The following is a 23,009-nucleotide window of genomic DNA, read 5'->3' as shown; positions in this document are numbered from 1 at the left end:
CAACATAGCAGAGCGGCCGCCGCGCGAGGGCGGGACTTGGCAGCGCGGCGCGGGAGCGCGAAGATGCTCCCCCATGTCCGCCTATGTCGTGTCGCGCCCGGTCTGGCGTCGGTTTCGCCCGCGTTTCCTGGCCCGCGCCGCGGCGCACGTCAGGGCGGGCGGACAGGCGGCCATCGTGCTTCCGGACGAGCGGGTCGATCTCCTCCTCGCCGTCGACGCGCAGGGAGAGCTCACGGAGCTCGGGCTGTGGTCGCTCCTGTCGATCGAGCAGCAGCGCTTCCGCCGCGTGAGCGAGGGCCCGGCGCAGGGGCTCGCGACGGCGCGGGTGAAGCGACAGTACGAGGGCTCGGTCCTCGACTGGTGCGAGCGCGACAGCGTGCATCCGGGGGCGGTCCGCGAGGTGGCGCTCGACTGCCTCGAGTGCGGGGCATGCTGCCACGACGCCAACGTGGTGCTCGACGACGTGGACCTCTCGCGCTGGCGGGGCGCCGGGCGCGGGGATCTCGCGGGGCGCGCGTACGTGCAGCGGGCGCGGGACGGGAAGATCACGCTGCGCTTCGCGGCGAGCGGGCGCTGCCAGCACCTCTGCGAGGACAGGCGCTGCGCGATCTACGAGCTCAGACCGGACAACTGCCGCGCGTTCGTGGTGGGGAGCGAAGCGTGCCTGTCGGCGCGCGAGGAGACGCTCGGCCTGCGCGACGGGGCGCCTGTCGACGCGGCGCACGCGGCGCACGCGGCGCGGTAGCCGCCGGCGGGCGCGGCCCGCGATCTCGCGATGCGCGAGCGGGACATGGAGGCGGCGGAGCGGGCGCCCGCCGCGCGGATCGGGGCGCAGCGCATCGCTGGACTCCTGATCTTCTTCGCCAGCGGCTCCTGCAGCCGCGGGCGGCGCCTCCACCCCCGCGGCCCGGCGATCATCAAGGCGTCGGCGCGTCCTCCTGAGCCGGCGCGGCCTGATCGTCGCGCGCCGGGGCCGGGCCGCCCTCCGGCGCGGAGACATCCATGGCGCAGCGGAAGCCGATCCAGGCGTGCGCCGTCACCGGCGCCGCGGCGGTGCGGTACGTGGCGGAGAGCTTCTCGGCGCCGTCCAGGAAGCTCCCGCCGCGCACCACCTTGAGCGGGAACGACGGGTCGCCCTGCGGGTTCTCGCCGCCGGGCGGGGGGAAGACGAGGCCGTCCGAGACCCACTCGGACACGTTGCCGCCGAGATCGTAGATGCCCTCCGGCGTGCGATCGCTGGGGTGGGCGCCGGACGCGCAGGTCGCCACGTCGGCGCCGCGCGGGAGGCAGCCCTCGTTGCGGTCGTAGCAGGCGCGCTCGCACGTCGGCGCGTCGTCGCCCCAGACGTAGGCGCGCCCCGCCGCGCCGCGCGCCGCCACCTCCCACTCCGCCTCCGTCGGCAGCCGGCGGCCCCGGAAGCGGCAGTAGCTCTCGGCCTGGGAGTAGTCGACGCAGTTGATCGGGTGCCCGGTCGCGCCGCGGGGCTCGTTGCAGCGCCGCGACCAGATCTCGGCCTCTCGCTGGTCCTGGGCCGCCACGGGCGCCTGCACGCCGGGCAGGAGCTCGGGCGTCAGCGAGACGTGATCGGCCGTCGAGCACATGCGCTGCTGCATGCAGGCGCGGTAGGCGCGGACGGTCACCTCGTTGCGATCGATGTAGAAACCCCGGGTGAGCGTCACCTGGCGCGCCTCGCCCGCGCCGCCGATCGTGGTCGTGAGCGGCGCGATGTAGACCATGTCGGCGGGCGGCGCCGGGAGCGTCGCCGCCGCCGACACCGCGGCCGAGGCGCTCTCGGCGGGGGCGGCGGTGGCGACCGCCGCCGTGCCGGCCGGGGCCGAAGCGGCGCGCCCGGCCGGCGACGCCGCGGCCGAGGCGCGCGCGGCGGGCGCCCGCGCCGGCTTCTTGCTGTCGGGCGCCTTCGCCAGGACCAGGAAGTACGCCGCCGCGCCGGCGCCGCCGAGCAGGACCGTCGCGAGGAGGAGCCAGGGCAGCGCCGCGCGCGCAGGGCTGCGGCCGCCCTGCGGCGGGGCGACGGGCGGCGCGGCGTGAGGCGGCCCGCCCGCGGGGAGCGCGGCGTGAGGCGGCCCGCCCGCGGGGGGCGGGGCGGCCGCGGGGTGGGCGGGCGGCGGGGACGGCGGGCGCGCGGCGGGGTACCCGGCGGGCGCCACCGTCTCGATCATGGAGTCGTCGACCTGCGCGGTCCGGGAGCCACCCGTCGCGAGCGCGCTGGCCGCCCCGGCGGCGCCGCCCGTCGCGCCGGCGCGGGCGTCCGCGAAGCCGCTCGCGCCGCCGTGGCTCACCTTGACGACGGCGGGCCGCGCCGCGGCGGGCGCGAGCGAGTCGGCGAGCACCGTCGGCCCGACCGGCGAGCCGGCGTCTCCGGCCCCGACGCCGAGCCCGCGCGCGGCCGCGTACTCCGCCGTCGACAGGCCCCCGGCGTGCTCCGCGCCGGGCGCGTCGAGCCACGCGCCTGCACCTGCGCCCGAGCCCGCGCGCTCGCCGCGCGCCGCCGCCGAGAGCGCGTCCCAGAACTCGCCCGCGCTCGTGAAGCGGTGCTTCGGCTCGATGGAGAGCGCCTTGTCGAGCACGCGCTCGATCGCCTCCGGCGCGTCCGGGAGCCCGCGCGCCCGCAGCGTCGGGCGCACCGCCGGGTCGGCCGAGGCGATGTAGAGCTGCGTGGGGTCGTCCCCCTCGAGCGCGCGCTTGCCGCTCACGAGCTCGACGAAGATGAGCGCGAGCGCGAACACGTCGGTCCAGGGGCCGGTCGCGCCGCGGGCCTTGTTGAACTGCTCGGGCGCCCCGTAGCGCGGCGTGAAAGCGCTCGGCCCCTGCCGGGTCGCCGCGAGCGCCTCGGTGAAGGTGGGGTGGTCGGCGAGCACCTTCGCGATGCCGAAATCGAGCACCTTGAGCGTCCGCGCCCCGCCGACCTCGGAGAGGAACAGGTTCGCGGGCTTCACGTCCCGGTGCGCCACCTTGTGCGCGTGCGCGACCGCGAGCGCGCGCGCGGCCGGCGAGAGCAGCTGGAGCGCCTCGGCGATCGACATGCCGGCCTCGCCGCGGTCGCGCCGGTCGCGGAGGTACTGCCCGAGCGTCTGGCCCTCCAGCCACTCCAGCACGAGGTAGGGCACCCACACGCCGGCCCGGGTGGTGAACGCGCCGACGTCGAGCGCCTGCACGATGCCCGACGAGGCCCGCGACAGCCGGTGCAGGATCCGCCCCTCGCCGCGCAGCGTCTCGAGCAGCGCGTCGCGCTCCGCGGCGTCGAGCGAGGTCGGCAGCTTCAGGCACTTGATCGCGATGAGCTCGCCGAAGCCCTCGTGCACCCCGCGGTAGACGACGCCGAACCCGCCATCGCCGATGACCGCGTCGACGCGGTACTTCCCTTCGATGGTGTGTCCAGCGAGGCCGAACGGGTCGTCGGAGGGCTCCGTCATGCCCCGCTCCTAGCGCGGAGCTGTCCCCAGGCAAAGGGGGGTCGGCGCGCGGCCTGGCTCCGCTTGCATCCGGCGGCGCGCGGCGCCATGCCGGCGGTCATGAAGACACCGCGAGCGCTCGTGATCCTGGCCGAGGGGGCTGAGGAGATGGAAACGACCATCATCGTCGATGTCCTCCGGCGCGCCGAGGTCGAGGTCGTCCTCGCCGGGCTCGACGGCCCGGGGCCGGTGCGCTGCAGCCGCGGCGTGCGCCTCGTGCCCGACGCGGAGCTCTCGGCGGTGGCGGGCGACTTCGACGTCGTCGTCCTCCCGGGCGGCAAGGGCGGCGCCGACCGGCTGGCCGCCTCGCCGGCCGTCGGGGAGCGCCTTCACGCGCAGGCGCACGCGGGCCGCGCGGTCGCGGCGATCTGCGCGGCGCCGATGGTGCTCGCGGCGCACGGGCTCTTCCAGGGCAGGAGGATGGCGTGCCACCCGTCCGTGAACGACGTCGTGTCGGCGCACGGCGAGCTCGTCGCGAGCCCGGTCGTGGAGGACGGGCAGCTCGTGACCAGCCAGGGGCCTGGCACCGCGCTCCCGTTCGCGCTCGCGCTCGTCGCGCGGCTCCGCGGCGAGGAGGTCGCGGCGAAGGTGCGCGCGCCGATGATGCTGCCCTCCTGAGCGAGGGCGGCGAGCGGAGCGTTCAAACGAAGCTGCCGCGTCGGGCCAGGGTGACAGCCGAGGAGTCCCCTCATTCTGCGGCCCTTTTCAGCGGGGAAATTGAACAGGGAGGCGGGGAGGCAGGGAGTATTTGAAGACTTGTCTCCCCGTCTCCCCGCCTCCCTGTGAAGTTTCCGAAGAATTCGAGGGGTTGCCTCAGGGGGGACAGAACATCCTTTGGTGCAGGCTCCCGAGTCCATCGAACGCGGGTGCTCTGGGAGCGGCTCGGGGCCGCTCCTGTTCTAGGATGGCGGCCGGCCGGCGCGCTCCAGGACGTGCGCCACGCTGGCCGGCGAGGAGAGGTGAAATGCGAGCCATGGTCATCCCCGCCTTCGGCGGGCCCGAGCTGTTCGAGCTGCGTGAGGTAGAGCGACCTTCGCCCGGCCCAGGCGAGGTCCTGGTGCGCGTCGTCGCGTCGGGGACGAACCCGGTCGACGCGAAGATCCGGGCCGCCGGCGCCTGGGCGCAGATCGCGCCGCCGGCGGTCCTCGGCTACGACGTCTCCGGGGTCGTCGAGGCGGTCGGCCCGGGCGTCCGCGACCTCGCCCCCGGCGACGAGGTCTTCTACACGCCGGAGATCTTCGGCAACCCGTCCGGCAGCTACGCCGAGTACAACGTCGCCCCCGCGTCGATCGTCGCGAGGAAGCCGCGCGGCATGTCGCACGTCGAGGCGGCCGCCGTCCCGCTCGCGGGCGGCACCGCGTGGGAGGCGGTCGTGCGCAGGCTCGCGGTGAAGCCGGGGGAGACGGTGCTCATCCACGGCGGCGCGGGCGGCGTGGGCTCGTTCGCCGTGCAGTTCGCCCGCGCCGCCGGCGCCCGCGTGCTCGCCTCCGCCGGCGCGGCCAACCAGGAGCTGCTGCGCGGGCTCGGCGTCGACCGCCCCATCGACTACACGTCCGAGGACCCGGCCGACGTCGCCCTGAGCGAGACCGGCGGCGCCGGCGTCGATGCGGTCTTCGACACGGTGGGCGGAGATCTCGTCGCCAAGAGCCTGCGCGCGACGCGCCCGGGCGGCCGCCTCGCCTGCATCCTCGCGCCGCGGGGGGATCTGTCCCAGCTCTACGTCAAGAACCAGACGCTCCACGGCGTCTTCCTGACCCGGGAGGGGGCGCGCCTCCGCGAGATGACGCCGCTCTTCGAGCGAGGGCTCGCGTCGCCCCTCATCGCCGGGGTGCTGCCGCTCGAGCAGGTCGCCGAGGCGCACCGGCGCCTCGACTCGGGCCACGGCGCCGGCAAGCTGATCCTCGCGATCGCGAAAGGCTGAGCCGCCCGCCCGCCGCCCGTCGCCACCCGCCCGCCGCCACCCGCCCGTCGCCACCCGCCCGTCGCCACCCGCCCGTCGCCCGTCGCAGATCGGGCCCGTTTGCGGGACCACAACCGCGCGTGGTTGGCCTTATACTGCGCCGCGTGCTGCCGCTGCTAGCCCTGACCGTCGTCGTCGTGCTGTGCCTTGGCTACCGCTTTTACGGGAGGCTCGTCGCGCGCAACTACGCGCTCGACGACAGCGTCGTGACGCCCGCGGTCAAGGTGAACGACGGCGACGACTACGTGCCCACGAAGCCGTTCTACCTCTTCGGGCAGCACTTCAGCGCCATCGCCGCCGCGGGGCCGATCGCGGGCCCGATCCTCGCCGGCCAGGCGTTCGGGTGGCTCCCCTGCGTGCTCTGGATCGCGATCGGCGTCGTGTTCATCGGGGCGGTGCACGACTTCTCCGCGCTCATCGCGAGCGTCCGCCACGAGGCCGAGAGCGTCGCCGAGATCGCGAAGCGGCACATCGGCCGGCGCGCCTGGCTGTCGATGATGATCTTCATCTGGCTCGCGCTCGCGTACGTGATCGTCGCCTTCACGGACATCACGGCGAGCACCTTCGTCGGCAAGACCGAGGAGTTCGAGGGCGGCACCTTCCAGTTCAACCCCGGCGGCGCCGTCGCCGCGGCGAGCGCCGCGTACCTCGGGCTCTCCATCGTCATGGGCGTCGTCGAGCGGTACCTCAAGCCGCCGCTCTGGCTCACCACCCTGATCTTCGTCCCCGCGACGCTCGCCGTCGTCTGGATGGGCACGAAGATCTCGACCGCGTTCGTGCTGCCGGTCGACAACCCGCAGCGCGCGTTCGGCCTCATCATCCTCGTCTACTGCTTCGTTGCCTCGCTCCTGCCGGTCTGGCTGCTCCTCCAGCCGCGCGGCTACCTCGGCGGGTTCGTCCTCTACATCGCGCTCGCTGTGGGCGTGATCGGGATCTTCTTCGGGAACCTCCGGTATCCGGGGGAGTTCGAGCTCCGGCAGCCCGCCTTCACCACGTTCAACGCCCCCGGCGCGACCGGGGCGCTCTTCCCGTTCCTCTTCGTCACCATCGCCTGCGGCGCCTGCTCCGGCTTCCACGGGCTCGTCTGCTCCGGGACCACGTCCAAGCAGATCTCGAAGGAGTCGCACACGCACTCGGTCGGCTACGGCGCGATGCTGGCCGAGGCCTTCGTCGCGCTGATCGCGCTCGCGACGCTCGTCATCGTGGCGCAGGGGACGAAGCTGGGCGGGCCGGGCAAGATCTACGGCGACGGCATCGGCAAGTTCCTCACGGTGATCATCGGCAAGGAGCACTTCCTCTTCGCCGCGACGTTCGGCGCGATGGCGTTCTCCACCTTCGTGTTCGATACGCTGGACGTCTCGACGCGCCTCAGCCGCTACATCCTCCAGGAGCTGTTCCACTGGAAGGGGAGGGCCGCGTCCGCGGCGGCGACCGCGCTCTCGCTGGCGCCGCCGACGCTGTTCATCATGACCGCGCGCCCGCCCGCGCCCGGCGTGCGCCCGGCGTACCTCGACTTCTGGACGCTGTTCGGCACGAGCAACCAGCTGCTCGCGGCGCTGACGCTCCTCGCGGTCACGGTCTGGCTGCACCGCGAGAAGCGGCGCATCTGGTACACGGCGATCCCGATGGTGTTCGTCATGGTGATCACGGTGTGGGCCCTCGTCCTCCAGGTGCGGACCGCGCTGAACGCGGTGCGGACCGAGGGGCTCGCGCTGAACGCGACGACGATGAACGGCCTCGTGGGGCTCGCGCTGATCGGGCTCGCCGTGTCGCTGCTTGTCGAGGCGGTGAAGGCGATGAAGAACGGCGGGCCGGTCGGGGAGCCGGTGGCCGGCCCGGCGCGCTGAGGGGCGCCCGGGCGATCGGGGACAGCGGGCGCCGGGCAGAGGACGGCGCGCGGCGGGAGAGGACGGCGCGCGGCGGGAGAGGACGGCGCGCGGCGGGAGAGGACGGCGCGCGGCGGGAGAGGGCGGCGCGCGGCGGGAGAGGGCGGCGCGCGCCGGGAGAGGGCGGCGCGCGGCGGGAGAGGGCGGCGCGCCCGGGCGTCACCCCGCCGCGGCGCGGTCGCGCAGGCGCCGCTCGGCCAGCCGCTCGGCGGCGAGGTGCGGCGGGACGCCGTCGACCTTCGCCATGTCGAGGACCAGGAGGACCGTGTCGAAGATCGCATGGACGCGCCGCTCGACCTCCGCGCGGGACCAGCCGAAGAGATCCGCGCCGCCGCTCAGCACGCCGCCCGCGTTGGCGACGACGTCGGGCACGTAGAGGACGCCGCGCGCCGCGAGCGCGTCGCCGTGGCGCGGCTCGAGGAGCTGGTTGTTGGCCGCGCCGGCGACGATCTCCGCGCGGAGCGCCTGCACGGCGCGGTCGTCGAAGACGCCGCCGAGCGCGCACGGGGCGAAGATGTCGGCCTGGACCGAGGCGATCTCGTCCGGCGGCGCGACGGAAGCCCCGAGCTCGGCCGCGACGTGGCGGGCGCGCTCCGCCTCGACGTCCGCGACGATGAGCCGCGCGCCCGTCCGGTGGAGCTCGGCGGCGAGCCGGCTGCCGACGCTGCCGCAGCCCTGGAGCGCGACGGTCCGGCCCGCGAGGTCGTCGCTGCCCCAGCGGTGGCGGGCCGCCGCCTGGATGGCGCGGAGCACGCCCCTCGCGGTCCACGGCGACGGGTCGCCCCCCTCGCCGGCGAGCCCCTTGACGTGGCGCGTCTCGCGCCGGATGAGCCCCATGTCGGCGGGCGTGGTGCCCACGTCCTCGCCGGTGATGAACCTGCCGCCGAGGCGCTCGATGAACCGCCCGTGCGCGCCGAAGAGCCGCTCCCGGTCGAGCGGCTCCGCGCCGCTGCGGAGGATGACCGCCTTGCCGCCGCCGACGTCCATGCCGGCCAGCGCGTTCTTGTAGGTCATGCCGCGCGACAGGCGCAGCGCGTCCACGAGCGCGTCCTCGTCGCTCGCGTACCGGAGGAGCCGCGTGCCGCCGAGCGCGGGGCCCAGCGCGGTGCTGTGGATGGCGATGATCGCGCGGTAGCCCGCGGGCTCGTCCGCGCAGAACAGCACCTGCTCGTGCCCCATGGCGGCCAGGGTGTCGAAGACGCTCTTCATGCCGCGCCGAGCGTACCACCCCGCCGCGGCCGCCTGGGCCGGCGCGCCCGGCGTCCAGCCCGCGCCGCGGCTCACCCGGCGCGGCGGGACGGCCAGGCTCCGCGAGCGGCGGTGGTGAGGGGACCCGCGACGGCGGCGAGGAGGAAAGAATGAAATAGTAAACGATATCAAATGCTTGGTATCCTCTGCGAGCCTCGCCGGAGGCGCGCACGACCGCCGCTGCCAGCGTCCTCCCTCTCAGGTCCGAAAAGCGCCAGAGGCGCGGCGTCCCCCGCGCTAGACGCTCCGCATGCGCCTCGACGAAGACGCTTGCTACCGCGCGCTCGAGACCCGCGACCATCGCTTCGACGGTCGCTTCTTCACGGGCGTGCGCTCCACGGGCATCTACTGTCGCCCGGTCTGCCCGGCGCGCACGCCGAGGCGGGAGCGCTGCGTGTTCTTCCCCTCGGCGGCCGCCGCGCAGGAGGCCGGCTACCGCCCGTGCTTGCGCTGCCGCCCCGAGGCCTCGCCCGGGACGCCCGCGTGGCTGGGCACGTCGGCGGTCGTCTCGCGGGCGCTCCGGCTCATCGCGGAGGGCGCGCTGGACGACGCGGACGCCCCGGCGCTCGCGGCGCGGCTCGGCGTGGGCGAGCGCCACCTGCGGCGGCTCTTCCTGCGGCACGTCGGCGCCCCTCCGCTCGCGGTGGCGCAGACGCGGCGCCTGCTCTTCGCGAAGAAGCTCCTCGACGAGACCGCGCTCTCCATGACGGAGGTGGCGCTCTCGTCGGGGTTCTCGAGCGTCCGCCGCTTCAACGACGCGATCCGCGCCACCTACGCGCGGACGCCGCGCGAGCTGCGCCAGGCCGCCGCGAAGCGGGGCGGGGGGGCGGCGCGAGCGGACACCGGCGCGCCGGACATCGCGCTCCGCCTTCCGTTCCGCCCGCCCCTCGACTGGGGCGCCCTGGCGGGCTTCCTCGGCGCGCGCGCCATCCCCGGCGTCGAGTCCGCGGGCCCCGGCGTGTACCGCCGCACGGTGCGCGCGGCTGGCGGGCACGGCGTGGTCGAGGTGCGCCCGGTGCCTGGCGAGCCTTACCTCCTCGCGCGGCTGCGCCTGCCCGGCACCGACGGGCTGATCCACTGCGCCGAGCGCCTGCGGCGGCTCTTCGACCTCGGCGCGGATCCCGACGCGATCGCGGCGCACCTCGGTGCCGACCCGCGGCTCGCCCCGTGGGTCGCGGCGATGCCGGGCGTGCGCGTGCCGGGCGCGTGGGACGGCTTCGAGCTCGCGGTGCGGGCGATCCTTGGCCAGCAGGTGAGCGTGCGCGCCGCGACGCAGCTCGCCGGCCGCCTCGTCGCGCGGCACGGCGAGCCGCTCTCGCTGCGCGGCGGCCTTCTACCCGAGGACGCTGGCGGGGGGCTCTGCTTCGTCTTCCCGGCGCCCGAGGCGCTCGCCGCGGCCGACCTGACGCATCTCGGCATGCCGCGGGCGCGCGCGGCGGCGATCTCCTCGCTCGCGGCGCGCGTGGCGCGCGGCGAGGTAGCGCTCGACGCCTCGCGCGGCCTGGAGGAGACGGTGCGCACGCTCGCCGGCGTGCCCGGCATCGGCGAGTGGACCGCGCACTACATCGCGATGCGGGCGCTGCGTGAGCCGGACGCCTTCCCGGCCACGGATCTCGGCCTCCGGCGCGCGCTCGGCGGGATCTCCGGCGCGGGTCTCCTGGCGATGGCGGAGGCGTGGCGCCCGTGGCGGGCCTACGCGGCGATGCTCTTGTGGATGGCGGACGCGCAGGGAGCGCGTCCCGCGGAGAGGGAGGTGTCGAGTGGAGCTCTTGTTGGATGAAGTGGAGACGCCGGTCGGGGCCTTGCTGCTGGTGGCCGGGGGCGGCGCGGTTCACGCGCTCGAGTTCGCTGACTGCGCGCCGCGTCTCCACCGCTCGCTGGCGGCGCGGTATGGCGCCGTCGCGCTCCGCGGCGCCGCGGACCCCTCTGGCTTCTCCAGCCGGCTGAGGGCGTACCTGCATGGCGATCACGGCGCGCTCTCGGGCGTCCCCGTCGAGCCTGGCGGGACTCCCTTCCAGCGCCGCGTCTGGGCGGAGGTGCAGCGCATCCCTCCTGGCGCGACGCGCGCGTACGGCGAGGTCGCCGCGTCGCTCGGACAGCCGTCGGCGTCCCGCGCTGTCGGCCTGGCGAACGGCCGGAACCCGGTCTGTCTGGTCATCCCGTGCCATCGGGTCATCGGGGCCGGCGGAGAGCTCACGGGCTATGCCGGCGGCCTCGAGAGAAAGCGATGGTTGCTCGCGCACGAGGCCGGCGCCGCTGTGCGCGGCGCTCCGGAGCGCCCCGGCGGCGCAGCGCGCGGGCACGCGCAGGCAGACCGCCTGGCGGCTGGACGATCTTGAAATGAGATGACGTCGCTGCCGTGACTCAGATGCTCATCGGGCACGAGGCCACATGATGTGAAGAGGGATAGCGCCCTCGACGCCGGCTGGCCTCATGCCTGAGCCAAGTCGTCCTCGCGCCTGTTCATTCTGGAATGATCAGTCCAGAATGAGCAGGCGCGAGGGCACGTGAGTCCGGCAGGGTCCCCCGCACCGCGCGATGCGCAGAGCTCTCGAGCTCTCGAGCTCGGCAAGACCTCCCGCCTCCGAGCGCGAGAGCCCGCGACGCCTCCGCCGCCTACTTCTTCGCCCCGAGCAGCGCCGCGATCGTCGGGTAGTCGCTGTCCTCGACGGCCCCCTGGATCACGCACGTCACCTGCCCGCCCGGCGTCGCGATCGCGTGAACCGGCAGCTCGTTCGCCTCCTTGACGCCGAGCGACCGCAGCCATCCGGTCCGCTGGGGCCCTTCCGGCAGCCAGTACGAGGCGCGCACCCCGGTGCCCGGCTGCGCCTCCAGGAACCGCGAGAGCTGCCGCTCGTCGTCGTCGATGGAGATGAACGCCAGGTCGATCATCACGCCGGCCGCCCGGAGCTTCTGCTGCCACCCGAGCAGCCGCGGCATCTCCTCCAGGCACGGCTTGCACCACGCCGCCCAGAAGTTCACCCACACCCACTTCCCCACGCCGAACCCGATGTTCGCCGGCAGCGGCTCCGCGCCCTTGGCGGCGACCGCCGAGAGCCCCCCTGACGAGGGCGCCGGCCGCGGCGACTGCCCCGCGCACAGGAGCCGCGGCGCGGCCGGCGCGACCGACGCCGCCGCGCTCGCGGGCGCCCTCGCGCTCGCGGTCCCCGCCGCGCCAGGCGCCGTCACCGCGTTGCTCCGCCCCTGGCCTGGCGTCGGCGGCGGCGGCAGATCCGCCTTCTTCTCCCCGTCGCACCCGCCCGCGAGCCCTGCGGCGACGGCCAGGGCAGCGAGGGTGCAGCGGAGCGCGCCGCTCCTCCTCACAGCTGGCAGTCCACCCAGGAGACGAACGCGCTCCGGTTGATGGCCTCTGCCGTACATGCCTTGTTCTTGCGCGAGACGTTCCATTGGCAGTATTCCGCGCCGAGCTGGGCGAACTCGTTCCCGAGCCACAGCATCCCGACCTTCTTGTCCAGGTCCTGCTCCTTGTACTTGTCGGAGATGTCGAAGAGCACGCTGTTCGCGCGCTTGTGCGACAGGGTCCGGTTGAACTCCGGCGTCCCCGTCTTCGACGCCCGCGCCACGATGAAGAAGTAGCGCGCCCCGCGCCGATCGAGCCACATCTCCTCGATCATCTTCTTCGAGTCGTCGTCGAGCTTCTCCGAGCCGTCGTCGAACATCACGACCCCTCCGCGCCCCTTCAGCGGCGTGAAGAGCGCGTTGAAGTCGTCGTCGCTGATCGACGCGAGCGTCTTCACGTCGGCCGGCTGGCACCCGCGCCGCGCCTCGGCCCCGACCAGGCCGCACGCGTTGAGCACCCGCTGCAGCACCGTCTTGAACGCCGGCGTGCAGTACGGCGCCTCGGCGTCGTTGGCGATCGCCACGGCCGGCCTCACCGCCTCGGCGACCCCCGTCTTCAGGCGCTGCGAAGCGGCCTGCACCTGCCCGTGCACCGTCACGCCGGACGCGACCAGCATCGCGCACCCGGCCACGATCCCGATGATCCCTGCGCCTCTCATGACCACCTCACCTCGTCCGGAGGGCCGGCGCGAGCTGCCTTATCGAATACGACAGCCCGATGTCGGTATCCTCGTCACAGAGCCGCGTCGTCCCCAGGAACATCTGCGGCGTCGAGACCTGGAGCTTGTTGTCCACGATGTACCGGAGCATCCGGTTCAGCCGCAGCGCCGTCTCCTTCGAGTCCATGCACGCGTCGAGCCCCGGCCAGCGCTGCCGGATCGCCGCCTGCACGTTGGCGACGCCCGCCCCCGCCTTCGCGCCCGCGAGCAGCTCCTCCTGGTTGTCGTAGGCCCACTCGAGCACATCCATCGCCCGGTGCTCGCTGCAGAGGATCGCCTTGGAGAGGAGGCACGCGCCCGGGTGCACCGGCCGGTCGAGCATCCAGTTGCAGTCGCTGTCCAGCGGGAAGAGCACCAGCGTGGTGTCGAGCTTGTCGAACACCCCCTCGGAGACGAGCCGCTGGTGGAAGGCCTTGCACGTCGGGCAGAGCGGATCGACGAAGATCGTCGCCGGCTGCACCGCGCCCGCGGGCTTCACGTGGAGCAGCGCGCCGTTCGGCTCGGTCGGCTTCTCCAGCTTGCCGCAGCCGTTCAGGTAGCTCGCGTAGCTCGGCAGCGCGCTCGCGTAGAGCAGCGCCGGCGTGACCGTGCACGCGCCCAGCGCGACGAGCCACCCCGGCAGGAGCAGCTTCGAGCCCATGCGGCGCGCCGGCGCGGGGGGCGCGGCGCCCGGCCCGCCCGGCCCTTCCACGCCGAGGGGCGCCATCGGCACCGTGGGCCCCACCCCGGCCGCGCCCGCCGCGCTGGCCGCGCGCGGCGCCGCGCTGGACCAGGCCGCGGCGCGCGCCTCCCTCCGGTCCTCGAGGAACGCCCAGATGCCGCCGGCCGCGAGCAGCGCCGACGAGACGTACATGCCGACGCACGTCTTGCAGAACACCCCGAGGCGCACCGCCGAGATGATCGCCATCATGATCGACACCGCGAGCGGCGTCAGGCCGGCGACGAAGAGGAAGTGCGCCGCGCGCCGCGGCGCGTGCTCGGCGGAGAGCAGCACGTAGAGCGCGAACGCCGCGAAGAACGCGAACGCGCCCAGCGCGAACAGCGAGATCGGGATACCGCCCCAGAAGCCCTCGCGGAACAGGGCGGAGTAGGGGCTGTACATCGCGACACGGCAGGCCGTATCGGCGCCCTCCTGCGCGCTGAGGCCGGGGATGAAGCTGCAGTGCAGGTCGTGGACCTGCCGGTCGAGGTGCCGGATGTAGTCGAACGTCGACGAGGCGCTGAACGCCAACCCGAGCAGCGACCCGCCGAGCGCGAGCGCCGCAGGCCAGCGAGGGCTACGACTGCGTGACATGGCCGAGTGGTTACGCGAGGGCAGGCAACGCGTCAAATAGGACGCCCGTGCGTACGGGCATCCCCCGAGGCCCGGGCGCGCCCCGCCGAGGGCCGACGCGAGACGCGCCGCGTTGAGCCCGCCGGCTCACCGGCTCGCCGCGCGCTCCTCGGCGAGGAGCAGCGTCGTCGAGAACTGCCCGTTCGGCTCGATCCATTGCTTGAAACAGCGGAAGCCCGCGCGCTCGCCCATGCGCGCCACCCCGTCTGGCTCATATTTGTACGAGCTCTCTGTCCAGATGGATTCGCCCTCCTCGAAGGCGACCTCGAGGTCGAGCGCGCCCACGCGGACCGCCTGCCGCCGGCGGCTGACGAGGTGCATCTCGACGCGCGCGCTCTGCGCGTTCCACGCGGCGCGGTGGTCGAACGAGCGCAGGTCGAACGTCCCGCCGAGCTCCCGGTTGATGCGCGCGAGCAGGTTCTTGTTGAAGGCGGCGGTGACGCCGAGCGGATCGTCGTACGCGAGCACGAGGTCCGCCGCGGGCTTCACGAGGTCGGCGCCGAGCAGCAGCCCGTCCCCGGGGCGGAGCGAGGCGCGCAGCGTCTCGAGGAACGCCGCCGCGGCTTCCGGGTCCAGGTTGCCGATGTTCGAGCCGAGGAACAGCACGAGGACCGCGCCCCCGCCGTCCGGCCCCGCCGGGCGCCGCGCCGTCGCGCGGGAAAGGCCTTCCTCGTACCTCGCCCGGTGCGCCGAGGCCTCGACCCTCGGCAGGCGGCTCAGGGTCCGGCGCGAGAGGTCGAGCGCCGTCTCCGAGACGTCCACGAGGTGCACGCTGAGGCGCGGGATCCGCCGGCAGAGCGGCGCCGCCAGGAGGGCGAGCTTCTCCCCGCTGCCACAGCCGAGCTCGACGAGCGAGGCGCCGGCCCCGAACGGCGCGACCATCTCCTCGGCGTGCCGCTCGAGCAGCGCCCGCTCCGCGCGCGTCAGCGGGTACCAGGGGAGCTGACAGATCGCCTCGAACAGGTGCGAGCCGAGCGCATCGTAAAAATACTCCGGCGACAGGTGCTTGGGCGACGCCTTCAGGCCCGCCCTGACATCGGCCATGAACCGCTCGAGTGATTCTGTCCTGTGCATCACCGGACCTTAGCGGCAGACCCGCGAGCGCGCCTTCAAATGCGTGGAGCCCCAACGATTCAGGGCGGCGCCGCGCGCATTCCGCCGAGTCGGCTCGTTTTCTCCGGGGCAGCGGCGACCCGTTGCCCGCCCGATCCACCGCTGCTAGGAGCTGCCTCCGGGGGGAATCCGGGATCCAGAGCCATACCGATGACGACCCCTGCACCCGGCGCGGCGAGCGGCGCGCCCCACCCTGTGAAGCTCGGCCCGTTCGATGCCGAGTTCCTCGCGGACCTGCCTTACGACCCCTCGGTGCTCTTCTTCGACGAGCTGCTCGAGGTGGACCCCGGGAAGAGCCTCGTGCGCTGCCGCATGCCCACCGACAGGCCGATGCCGCTCGTCGACGCGCAGCGGGCGCACCCGCTGCTGCACCCGCGCCACGTCGCCGGCGCGATCATGGTGCACGCCACGGGCATGCTCGGCTTCGTGCACGCCTACCACCTGCTCGGCCTGCGGCACCGCGAGGGCTGGATCGGTTATGGCACCAACATTCACCGGGTGGTCTTTCGCAAGCTCGTCCAGCCGGGCGCGCCCATCGAGGCCACGTGCGTGGCGAAGCGCTCCCGGATCGGTGTGACGCGGCACATGATCCGTTATGAGTTCGAGTTCCGCCACGAGGGCAGCGTCTGCTACGAGGGTGATCAGACGGCCGTGTGGATGCGCGTGCAGGACGTTCCAGCCATCGATTCCTGAACCGAGCTCGAGGAAGATGGAGCGATCCCTCGCTTGACCCGCGCGTTCGGCTCGTCTACCGGCCCTCCCATGCCTGAATTCGATGCGGGATCGATCGTCCCGTCCACACGCGATCTTCTCCAGGTGATCTCCACCCGTAGAAAGAGCATGGCTCTCGTCGGGCTCGTTGGCTCGGAAGCGCCGGCGGAGGACGCGGCGCGGTTGCATGAGCTCAACATCTCCGCGCTCGCGTTCGCCGAGGCGGGGCTCGTCATGCAGGGGGCGGCGCGCGCGACGAAGACCGTGCCGTCGCTCTGTCTGTCGAAGGTGGGCGACCGCGACGGCGTGCTCGCGGCCCGCTACCACGGGGCGGACGGGGTCTGCATCGACGCGCTCTTGCCGCTCGACGAGTGGGATCGCCTCGCCAAGGTGGCGCGGACGATGCGCATGCTGCCGCTCGCGCTGGCCGAGGGCCAGGAGGGGGCCGAGGCCGCCGCGAAGGTCGGGGCGCGCGCGGTCCTGGTCCGGGGCGCCTCGGCGGAGGCGGTGATCGCGAGCGTCGCGTCGCTCCCGAGGACGCTCACGGTCGTTGCCGAGGTGCTCTCGGCCGACGCCGACGCGCTCCGCCGGCTCGTGGGCCACGTCGACGCAGCGATCGTCCCGTCGGCCGTCCACACGTCCGTCCAGTTCCCGGCGCTCGTCGCCGAGGTCGATCCCTAGAGCGCGCCGGGCGCGAGCGCGGCGGCCGGCGAAAAGTCGAGCCGCCCCTCGACGCCCCGGGCTTCCGCCTCCACGATCTGGCCCCGATGGACCCCACCCACGAACTGGACGAGCAGCGGCGCGCGCTCCGCGAGGGGGCGCTCGTGCAGGCCATGCCCGAGCTCGGGACGCTGGTCGTCACCGGCTCGGACCGACAGAGCTGGCTGAACGGCCTGGTCACCTGCGATCTCGCGCCGCAGAAGCCGCTCCCCCCCGGGGTGAAGGCGGCGCCTCCCGCGGGCGGGGCGTACGGGCTCAACGTGGTGAAGACGGGGAAGATCTTCGCCGAGGTGTGGATCGTGATCGCGGCCGATCGCATCTTCGTCGGCGCGCTGCGCGACCGCATCGAGCGGCTCCGCGAGAGCTTCGAGCGCTACCTCATCATGGAGGACGCCGAGATCCAGGACGCCTCCGAGGAGCACGCCTGGGCCTTCGCCCACGGCCCGCGGTCCGCCGATCTCGTGGCGGCCGGGCGCGCGGCCGGGGCGGAGGCCGCGATCGTCGACTGGACCGGCCTCGGGGGCGCGCTGTTCGTCGCGCCGCGGCAGGCCGAGGGCGCGGTCGTCGCGGCGCTCCTCGCCTCGGGCGAGGGGGGAACCGTGCTGCCCACGACCGCGGCGGCGTGGGAGGTGCTCCGGGTCGAGAGCAACGTCCCGCGGTTCGGCGTCGACTTCGACGATCAGAACTTCCCGCAGGAGGCCTCGCTGGAGGAGCGCGCCGTCTCGTTCAACAAGGGCTGCTACCTGGGGCAGGAGACGGTGTTCATGCTCCAGATGCGCGGCCACGCGAAGAAGCGGCTCGTGCAGCTCGCCGTCGAGGGCGAGGGCGCCGTGCCCGCCGGCGCGGAGATCGCGCTGCCCGACGGCGCGGCCGTCGGCGCCGTCACGAGCCAGGTCACGGATCCGGTCGGGCAGCGGGTGATCGCGCTCGGCTACGTCAAGTACAAGCACGCCGTCCAGGGCACGGCGCTCCAGGTCGCCGGCCGGCCGGCCGAGATCACGCGCGCGCCGGGGACGAGCGCCGCGGCGCCCGCCGCGAGCGGCGCTGCGCCGCGGCTGTGAGCGCCACGGAAAGAATTTTTCAATCTAGCTGACGCTCGGCGCGTACCGGCGAGAGGGCGGGGATCCTGACCCGTCAAAACGCATTGTCGTCAATGCGGTCGTTTTCTCTCTTCGTGTCGACGAAAGAGGGGAAAAGAAAAACGTCGCGATGATGCGAATTTTGATTCTTGAGAATCAATGACATCTCCTGGGGTGAATACGGCCGATCTTCGCTGGCAGACGCGCTGAGCAGTCTTGACATGGAAAGCCCTCTTGATAGGGTCGCGGCGTTCGGCGTTCCCTCGGAGACGGGGAGAGGCGCGGAGGGCTCGCGATGGCTCGACGTTCCGTTCGCCTGGAGTCGATCGCGCTGGCCGGCGTCCCTTTCGTCCTGTGCCGGACCCGACGCTCATCCGGAGTTCGTGGGCTGTACCGTCACGATGTTGAGCTCGCGGTGGAGGACCCGGCGAGCCTGCGCGGCCTTGCGCTCTGGAAGAGCCGCGCGACGCTGGTGTTCGTGGCGAACGGAGAGGAGACGTTCGTGCACGGCATGGTCGCGGAGCACTCGCAGGTCCAGCACGCGGACCTGGACGGGATCTGCCTGCACCTCGCCATCGTGCCGCGTGTCTGGGAGATGACCCGGGTCACCGCGAGGGGTACGTTCCTCAACCTTGCCGTCCCCGAGATCGTGACCCGAAAGCTCACGGCTGCGGGGTTCAAGGAAGGGGAAGACTTCCGCTTGAACCTGCACCGCGAGCACCGGCCGCACGATCGTCTGGTCCAGCACGACCGGAGCGACTTCGACTTCATCGAAGAGCTCTGCAAGGTGGCGGGGCTGTCCTTCTCCTTCCTCCACAGCGGTGAGCGCGAGGTGCTCGTCATCTCGGACACGGACGGCGTCTGGTGATCGTGAGACGCTCGAGCTCCACCGATCTCCGCCGGGTCGGTTTGCGAGCTTTGCGCGCCGGTGCACCGCCGTCCGCCGCCTCATCCGTCGCGGCGGCCTGACTGGCGGGCTGGAGAGGCGACAACTTCCCTGCACACAGGGCTTGCTCCCGGTGCCCGTCGTCCTAGGTAACGCTCTGGCAGGAGGCGCTCGAGCGGTACGCGGCCGGCAAGCGCTCACGCCAAGACACGAGAGACGAGATCGCCGGCCGCTGTCTGCCGGCGATTCGCGGCGACTCGCGCCGATGACCGCGACGAGCACGAGGCCAGGGCGCCGGCCGCCCTGCTCGCATGGTTGGTGAGGGGAGGGGGGTATGAAGCTCGGTATGGTTGGGCTCGGTCGAATGGGCGCCAACATGGTGGCGCGCCTTCTCCAGGCCGACCATCAGGTCGTCGCCTTCGATCGAGACGCAGACAGGGTGCGAGAGCTGGTGAGCCAGGGGGCGATCGGCGCCGGCTCGCTCGAGGAGCTGGTCCAGGAGCTCGAGCCGCCTCGTGCGATCTGGCTCATGGTGCCCGCGGCGGTCGTCGACGGCACCCTCACTGCGCTGGCGCCGCTCCTGTCGCGCGACGACGTGATCATCGATGGCGGCAACTCGCACTACCGCAACGACATCCGCCGCGCCAGATCGCTCGCCGCGGCCTGCATTCGCTACGTCGACGTGGGCACCTCGGGCGGTATCTGGGGCAAGGAGCGCGGCTACTGTCAGATGATCGGCGGCGACGCCGACGTGGTGGAGCGGCTCGATCCCATCTTCGCCGCGCTGGCTCCGCCCTTCGAGGCGGCCCCGCGCACGCCGGGGCGCCACGGCCCGCCCACCGCCGCGGAACACGGTTACGTGCGCTGCGGACCGAACGGCGCGGGCCACTTCGTCAAGATGGTGCACAACGGGATCGAGTACGGGCTCATGGCCGCGTACGCCGAGGGGCTCAACATCCTCCGCCGCGCGAACGCCGGGAACGAGGAGCGCCCCATCGACGCCGAGACGGCTCCCCTGCCGGAGCCCGAGCTCTATCGATACGACCTCGACCTGCGCGACATCGCCGAGGTCTGGCGCCGCGGCAGCGTCATCGCCTCCTGGCTGCTCGATCTCACGGCCGCGGCCCTGGCGCGCAGCCCCGATCTGAGCGAGTTCACCGGCTACATCTCCGACTCCGGCGAGGGCCGTTGGACCCTCGACGCCGCGATCGACGAGAGCGTGCCGATACCGATCCTCGCGACCGCCATCAGCGAACGCTTCGCCTCTCGCGGTCAGGCGGAGTTCGCCGACCGGGTGATGTCGGCGATGCGCTTCGAGTTCGGCGGGCACGAGGAGAAGCATCCATGACCGTCCCGCCGCGTTCGGACGCCCTGGTGTTCTTCGGCGCCACGGGCGATCTCGCGTACAAGCAGATCTTCCCGGCATTGCAGGCGATGGTCCGCACGGGCGCGCTGGACGTGCCGGTGATCGGCATCGGCAGATCGCCGTGGACCGTCGAGCAGCTCCGCGCCCGCGCCCGCGACAGCCTCGAGCACCATGGCGGCGTCGATCGCGACAGCTTCGCGAAGCTCTGCTCGCTGCTGCGCTACGTCCACGGCGACCACGCGGACGTCGCGACCTTTCATGCCTTGCGTCGCGAGCTCGGCCGGGCCGAGCGTCCTCTGTACTACCTCGCCATCCCGCCCAGCGCCTTCGCCTCCGTCGTCAGCGGTCTCGGCGAGTCGGGTTGCGCCGGTCGAGCGCGGGTCGTGATGGAGAAGCCGTTCGGGCGCGACCTCGCTTCGGCGCGCGCTCTCAATGGCACGCTCCACGAGATGTTCCCTGAATCGTCGATCTTCCGCGTCGACCACTACCTCGGGAAAGAGCCGGTCCTGAACCTGCTCTATTTCCGGTTCACCAACCGCTTCCTGGAGCGCGTGCTCAACCGCGACAACGTCGACAACGTGCAGATCACCATGGCCGAGAGCTTCGGCGTCCAGGGGCGTGGCAGGTTCTACGAGGAGACGGGCGCGATCCGCGACGTTCTCCAGAACCACATGCTGCAACTGACGGCCATCCTGGCCATGGACCCGCCCGTCGGGGAGGACGTCGAGGCGATCCGCGACGAGAAAGCGCGCATCACCAACTTGTTCGCGCGCGAGGACTCCATCGAGGCACAGTGGCGCATCGTCGAGCCCGTCCTCGACTTGCCGACCCTGCCGCTTCCCTACGAGCCGGGCACCTGGGGACCTGCGGAAGCCGATCGTCTGGTGGCGGCGGTGCCCGGTGGCTGGCAAAGGCCGATCGAGCCGAGGGCGGCCGCATGAACCAGGAAGAGCTCGACCGGTTGTGCGTCAACACCCTCCGCTTCCTCGCGGTCGACATGGTGCAGCACGCAAACTCCGGCCATCCCGGCATGCCCCTCGACGCGGCGCCCATGGCCTACGTGCTGGCGACGCGCTTCATCCGCAGGGACCCGGCGGATCCGGGCTTCATCGATCGCGATCGCTTCGTGCTCTCGGCCGGCCACGCCTCGGCGCTCCTGTACGCCCTCATGCACCTCGTGGGCTATCCGGAGATGACCCTCGAGCAACTCCAGCGCTTCCGTCGATGGCAGAGCCTGACGCCCGGCCACCCCGAGAGCCACCTCACGAGGGGAGTCGAGGCCTCCACAGGGCCGCTCGGCCAGGGGATCGCGAACGCGGTGGGCATGGCCATCGCCGAGGCGCACCTGGCTGCGCGCTACAACCGCCCGGGTCACGAGGTGTTCGACCACCACACCTACGCGCTCGCGAGCGACGGCGATTTCATGGAAGGCGTGCAGGCCGAAGTGGCCTCGCTGGCGGGGCACCTGGACCTCGGCAAGCTCATCGTCCTCTATGACTCGAACCGCGTCACGCTCTCGGGCACCACCTCGCTCACGTTCACGGAGGACGCGGCGGCCCGCTACCGCGCCTACGGCTGGCACGTGCAAGAGGTCGGCGACGGCAACGATCTGGCGGCCATCTCGCGCGCGATCGAGGCGGCGAGGGAGGCCCGGGCGCAACCGTCGCTGATCGTGGTCAAGACGGTGATGGCCTACGGCTCGCCCGATCTGGCCGGCTCGTGGCACGCGCACGGTAACCCGCTGGGCACGGAGGAGGTGAAGAAGACCAAGCGCAACCTCGGCTGGCCCGAGGAGCCGCCCTTTTACATCCCGGCCGAGGCGCGCGCGCGCTTCCGCGCTGTCGGGGAGCGCGGCAAGGCCCTGCACGACGAATGGGACCAGCGCTTCGCCGCCTACGCCAGGGCGTATCCCGAGCTGGCGCAGGAGATCAAACGGCGCTTCAGCGCAGAGCTCCCTGCCGGCTGGGACGAGAGCCTGCCCAGGTGGCCCGCCGATGCAAGAGGGATGGCCACCCGCAAGGCCTCCGAGGCCGTGCTGCAAGAGCTGGCGAAGACGGTGCCGGAGCTCGTCGGCGGCTCGGGTGACCTGGATCCTTCGACGTTCACCTGGCTCAAGGAGGGCGGCGACTTCGAGTCACCGGCAAGGCAACGTGAGGGCGTGGACGGGGTCGTCGGCGGCGGCTGGGGTTACGCGGGGCGCAACATCCACTTCGGCGTCCGCGAGCACGCGATGGGCGCGATCGTCAATGGCCTGGTCTATCACGGCGGCTTCATCCCCTTCGGGGCGACGTTCCTGGTCTTCGCCGACTACATGCGTCCACCGGTCCGGCTCTCGGCCATCGCTCGGCTGCGATCGATCTGGGTCTACACGCACGACAGCATCGGCGTCGGCGAGGACGGGCCGACGCACGAGCCGGTGGAGCAGATCGCTAGCCTGCGCGCCATCCCGGGGATGATCGTGTTGCGCCCGGGGGACGCCAACGAGACCCGCTGCGCCTGGCAGGTCGCCATCGAGACGCACGACACGCCGATCGCGCTCATCCTCTCGCGCCAGAGCGTACCCACCCTCGACCGCCGCGCCTTGGCCCCGGCCGAGGAGCTGCGCCGGGGCGCGTACGTGCTCAATCGAGGCGAGGCCGATCCCGAGCTCATCCTGATCGGGACCGGCTCCGAGGTGCCGCTCATCGTCGCCGCCGAGCCGGTCCTGCGCCGACGCGGCGCCCGGGTGCGCCTTGTGTCGATGCCGTCGTGGGAGCTCTTCGCGCAGCAGAGCGCGGCGTATCGCGAGAGCGTGCTGCCCCGCGCGGTGAAGGCCAGGCTCGCCGTGGAAGCCGCGGGATCGTTCGGCTGGGAGCGCTGGGTCGGCTCGGACGGCGACGTCCTCTCCGTCGACCGGTTCGGGGCTTCGGCGCCCGGCGATCTCGTGATGAAGGAGTACGGTTTCTCGGTCGATCACGTCGTGGAGCGGGCCCTCGCGCTCCTCGAAAGGCGGACAGGCCCGCTGCCGCCCACGAGCCCGCTGGGGGGCGCATGATCCAGTGGGAGTCGTGAAACAGACGAGGGGTTCGCGAGCGCCGTCGACCGGTTCGTCCTCGGCGGGCGCGCCGACCCGTCACCGCGACATGGTCAGCTCCAATCACCCCTGGAGCCAGGAG

19 protein-coding genes are annotated in these 23,009 nt (G+C 72.8%); 13 read left to right on the top strand and 6 right to left on the bottom strand.

Annotation, left to right across the window (positions count from 1 at the left end):
- Positions 1-73: 73 nt before the first annotated feature.
- Positions 74-745, top strand: coding sequence for a YkgJ family cysteine cluster protein (locus tag WME89_RS38770; protein WP_438004627.1), 672 nt, complete (start codon positions 74-76; stop codon positions 743-745).
- Between the two features lie 172 nt (positions 746-917).
- On the opposite strand, the gene WME89_RS38765 is transcribed toward WME89_RS38770, so the two are convergent.
- The gene (locus tag WME89_RS38765; RefSeq protein ID WP_438004626.1) at positions 918-3,434 is read right to left on the bottom strand and encodes an SUMF1/EgtB/PvdO family nonheme iron enzyme; all 2,517 of its coding nucleotides are present in this window, start codon (positions 3,432-3,434) and stop codon (positions 918-920) included.
- Positions 3,435-3,533: 99 nt separating this feature from the next.
- Between WME89_RS38765 and WME89_RS38760 the strand changes: the two genes are divergently transcribed.
- The 3 genes from WME89_RS38760 to WME89_RS38750 all read left to right on the top strand — a co-directional run bounded on the left by WME89_RS38760 (position 3,534) and on the right by WME89_RS38750 (position 7,280).
- Positions 3,534-4,091: a DJ-1 family glyoxalase III gene (locus tag WME89_RS38760; protein ID WP_438004625.1), complete on the top strand. Its 558-nt coding sequence runs from the start codon at positions 3,534-3,536 to the stop codon at positions 4,089-4,091.
- Positions 4,092-4,437: 346 nt separating this feature from the next.
- Entirely contained in the window at positions 4,438-5,394 is a 957-nt protein-coding gene (locus WME89_RS38755) for a zinc-dependent alcohol dehydrogenase family protein (RefSeq protein ID WP_438004624.1), read from the top strand.
- 143 nt (positions 5,395-5,537) lie between these two features.
- On the top strand, positions 5,538-7,280 hold the full coding sequence (locus tag WME89_RS38750) for a carbon starvation CstA family protein (protein WP_438004623.1): 1,743 nt from the start codon (positions 5,538-5,540) through the stop codon (positions 7,278-7,280).
- Positions 7,281-7,478: 198 nt separating this feature from the next.
- Here the strand turns inward: WME89_RS38750 and WME89_RS38745 are convergent, their stop codons facing one another.
- Positions 7,479-8,528 carry a Glu/Leu/Phe/Val dehydrogenase dimerization domain-containing protein gene (locus WME89_RS38745; protein ID WP_438004622.1) on the bottom strand — a complete coding sequence of 350 codons (1,050 nt, stop codon included), beginning with the start codon at positions 8,526-8,528 and terminating at the stop codon, positions 7,479-7,481.
- A gap of 289 nt (positions 8,529-8,817) precedes the next feature.
- Between WME89_RS38745 and WME89_RS38740 the strand changes: the two genes are divergently transcribed.
- On the top strand, positions 8,818-10,347 hold the full coding sequence (locus tag WME89_RS38740; RefSeq protein WP_438004621.1) for an AlkA N-terminal domain-containing protein: 1,530 nt from the start codon (positions 8,818-8,820) through the stop codon (positions 10,345-10,347).
- The gene (locus WME89_RS38735) at positions 10,328-10,906 is read left to right on the top strand and encodes a methylated-DNA--[protein]-cysteine S-methyltransferase (RefSeq protein ID WP_438004620.1); all 579 of its coding nucleotides are present in this window, start codon (positions 10,328-10,330) and stop codon (positions 10,904-10,906) included. The genes WME89_RS38740 and WME89_RS38735 overlap by 20 nt, the downstream gene beginning before the upstream one ends.
- 277 nt (positions 10,907-11,183) lie before the next feature.
- Here the strand turns inward: WME89_RS38735 and WME89_RS38730 are convergent, their stop codons facing one another.
- The 4 genes from WME89_RS38730 to egtD all read right to left on the bottom strand — a co-directional run bounded on the left by WME89_RS38730 (position 11,184) and on the right by egtD (position 15,023).
- Positions 11,184-11,891 carry a TlpA family protein disulfide reductase gene (locus tag WME89_RS38730; RefSeq protein WP_438004619.1) on the bottom strand — a complete coding sequence of 236 codons (708 nt, stop codon included), beginning with the start codon at positions 11,889-11,891 and terminating at the stop codon, positions 11,184-11,186.
- Positions 11,888-12,586 carry a hypothetical protein gene (locus WME89_RS38725; protein WP_436621635.1) on the bottom strand — a complete coding sequence of 233 codons (699 nt, stop codon included), beginning with the start codon at positions 12,584-12,586 and terminating at the stop codon, positions 11,888-11,890. The genes WME89_RS38730 and WME89_RS38725 overlap by 4 nt, the downstream gene beginning before the upstream one ends.
- Before the next feature lie 7 nt (positions 12,587-12,593).
- Positions 12,594-13,940 carry a vitamin K epoxide reductase family protein gene (locus WME89_RS38720; RefSeq protein WP_438004618.1) on the bottom strand — a complete coding sequence of 449 codons (1,347 nt, stop codon included), beginning with the start codon at positions 13,938-13,940 and terminating at the stop codon, positions 12,594-12,596.
- Between the two features lie 126 nt (positions 13,941-14,066).
- Positions 14,067-15,023 (bottom strand): L-histidine N(alpha)-methyltransferase, encoded by a 957-nt coding sequence (gene egtD, locus WME89_RS38715; protein ID WP_438004617.1) that lies wholly within the window; start codon positions 15,021-15,023, stop codon positions 14,067-14,069.
- Between the two features lie 219 nt (positions 15,024-15,242).
- On the opposite strand from egtD, the gene WME89_RS38710 reads away from it, so the two are divergent.
- From WME89_RS38710 to tkt, 7 genes are all read left to right on the top strand, one after another.
- Complete coding sequence (locus WME89_RS38710; protein ID WP_438004616.1) at positions 15,243-15,785, top strand: hypothetical protein; 543 nt, start codon at positions 15,243-15,245, stop codon at positions 15,783-15,785.
- Between the two features lie 147 nt (positions 15,786-15,932).
- Positions 15,933-16,484: a hypothetical protein gene (locus WME89_RS38705; RefSeq protein ID WP_438004615.1), complete on the top strand. Its 552-nt coding sequence runs from the start codon at positions 15,933-15,935 to the stop codon at positions 16,482-16,484.
- An 86-nt stretch (positions 16,485-16,570) separates the two neighbouring features.
- Positions 16,571-17,584 (top strand): CAF17-like 4Fe-4S cluster assembly/insertion protein YgfZ, encoded by a 1,014-nt coding sequence (gene ygfZ / locus WME89_RS38700; protein WP_438004614.1) that lies wholly within the window; start codon positions 16,571-16,573, stop codon positions 17,582-17,584.
- 313 nt (positions 17,585-17,897) lie between these two features.
- Complete coding sequence (locus WME89_RS38695) at positions 17,898-18,470, top strand: contractile injection system protein, VgrG/Pvc8 family (RefSeq protein WP_438004613.1); 573 nt, start codon at positions 17,898-17,900, stop codon at positions 18,468-18,470.
- A gap of 352 nt (positions 18,471-18,822) precedes the next feature.
- Positions 18,823-19,836, top strand: a complete 1,014-nt coding sequence (gene gnd / locus WME89_RS38690) for a phosphogluconate dehydrogenase (NAD(+)-dependent, decarboxylating) (protein WP_438004612.1) — start codon at positions 18,823-18,825, stop codon at positions 19,834-19,836.
- Positions 19,833-20,795: a hypothetical protein gene (locus WME89_RS38685; protein WP_438004611.1), complete on the top strand. Its 963-nt coding sequence runs from the start codon at positions 19,833-19,835 to the stop codon at positions 20,793-20,795. Before gnd ends, WME89_RS38685 begins: the two co-directional genes overlap by 4 nt.
- Positions 20,792-22,888 carry a transketolase gene (tkt, locus tag WME89_RS38680; protein ID WP_438004610.1) on the top strand — a complete coding sequence of 699 codons (2,097 nt, stop codon included), beginning with the start codon at positions 20,792-20,794 and terminating at the stop codon, positions 22,886-22,888. The genes WME89_RS38685 and tkt overlap by 4 nt, the downstream gene beginning before the upstream one ends.
- Positions 22,889-23,009 lie beyond the last annotated feature (121 nt).

Source organism: Sorangium sp. So ce321 (assembly GCF_051530195.1).
In the GTDB taxonomy this organism is placed as follows: domain Bacteria; phylum Myxococcota_A; class Polyangia; order Polyangiales; family Polyangiaceae; genus Sorangium.
This window is presented reverse-complemented; position numbering and strand designations above follow the sequence as displayed.

Coding starts and splice junctions, on each gene's coding strand:
- WME89_RS38770 (WP_438004627.1), top strand. CDS start 74: ATGTCCGCCTATGTCGTGTCGCGCCCGGTCTGGCGTCGGTTTCGCCCG.
- WME89_RS38765 (WP_438004626.1), bottom strand. CDS start 3,434: ATGACGGAGCCCTCCGACGACCCGTTCGGCCTCGCTGGACACACCATC.
- WME89_RS38760 (WP_438004625.1), top strand. CDS start 3,534: ATGAAGACACCGCGAGCGCTCGTGATCCTGGCCGAGGGGGCTGAGGAG.
- WME89_RS38755 (WP_438004624.1), top strand. CDS start 4,438: ATGCGAGCCATGGTCATCCCCGCCTTCGGCGGGCCCGAGCTGTTCGAG.
- WME89_RS38745 (WP_438004622.1), bottom strand. CDS start 8,528: ATGAAGAGCGTCTTCGACACCCTGGCCGCCATGGGGCACGAGCAGGTG.
- WME89_RS38740 (WP_438004621.1), top strand. CDS start 8,818: ATGCGCCTCGACGAAGACGCTTGCTACCGCGCGCTCGAGACCCGCGAC.
- WME89_RS38725 (WP_436621635.1), bottom strand. CDS start 12,586: ATGAGAGGCGCAGGGATCATCGGGATCGTGGCCGGGTGCGCGATGCTG.
- WME89_RS38720 (WP_438004618.1), bottom strand. CDS start 13,940: ATGTCACGCAGTCGTAGCCCTCGCTGGCCTGCGGCGCTCGCGCTCGGC.
- egtD (WP_438004617.1), bottom strand. CDS start 15,023: ATGGCCGATGTCAGGGCGGGCCTGAAGGCGTCGCCCAAGCACCTGTCG.
- WME89_RS38710 (WP_438004616.1), top strand. CDS start 15,243: ATGACGACCCCTGCACCCGGCGCGGCGAGCGGCGCGCCCCACCCTGTG.
- WME89_RS38705 (WP_438004615.1), top strand. CDS start 15,933: ATGGCTCTCGTCGGGCTCGTTGGCTCGGAAGCGCCGGCGGAGGACGCG.
- ygfZ (WP_438004614.1), top strand. CDS start 16,571: ATGGACCCCACCCACGAACTGGACGAGCAGCGGCGCGCGCTCCGCGAG.
- WME89_RS38695 (WP_438004613.1), top strand. CDS start 17,898: ATGGCTCGACGTTCCGTTCGCCTGGAGTCGATCGCGCTGGCCGGCGTC.
- gnd (WP_438004612.1), top strand. CDS start 18,823: ATGAAGCTCGGTATGGTTGGGCTCGGTCGAATGGGCGCCAACATGGTG.
- WME89_RS38685 (WP_438004611.1), top strand. CDS start 19,833: ATGACCGTCCCGCCGCGTTCGGACGCCCTGGTGTTCTTCGGCGCCACG.
- tkt (WP_438004610.1), top strand. CDS start 20,792: ATGAACCAGGAAGAGCTCGACCGGTTGTGCGTCAACACCCTCCGCTTC.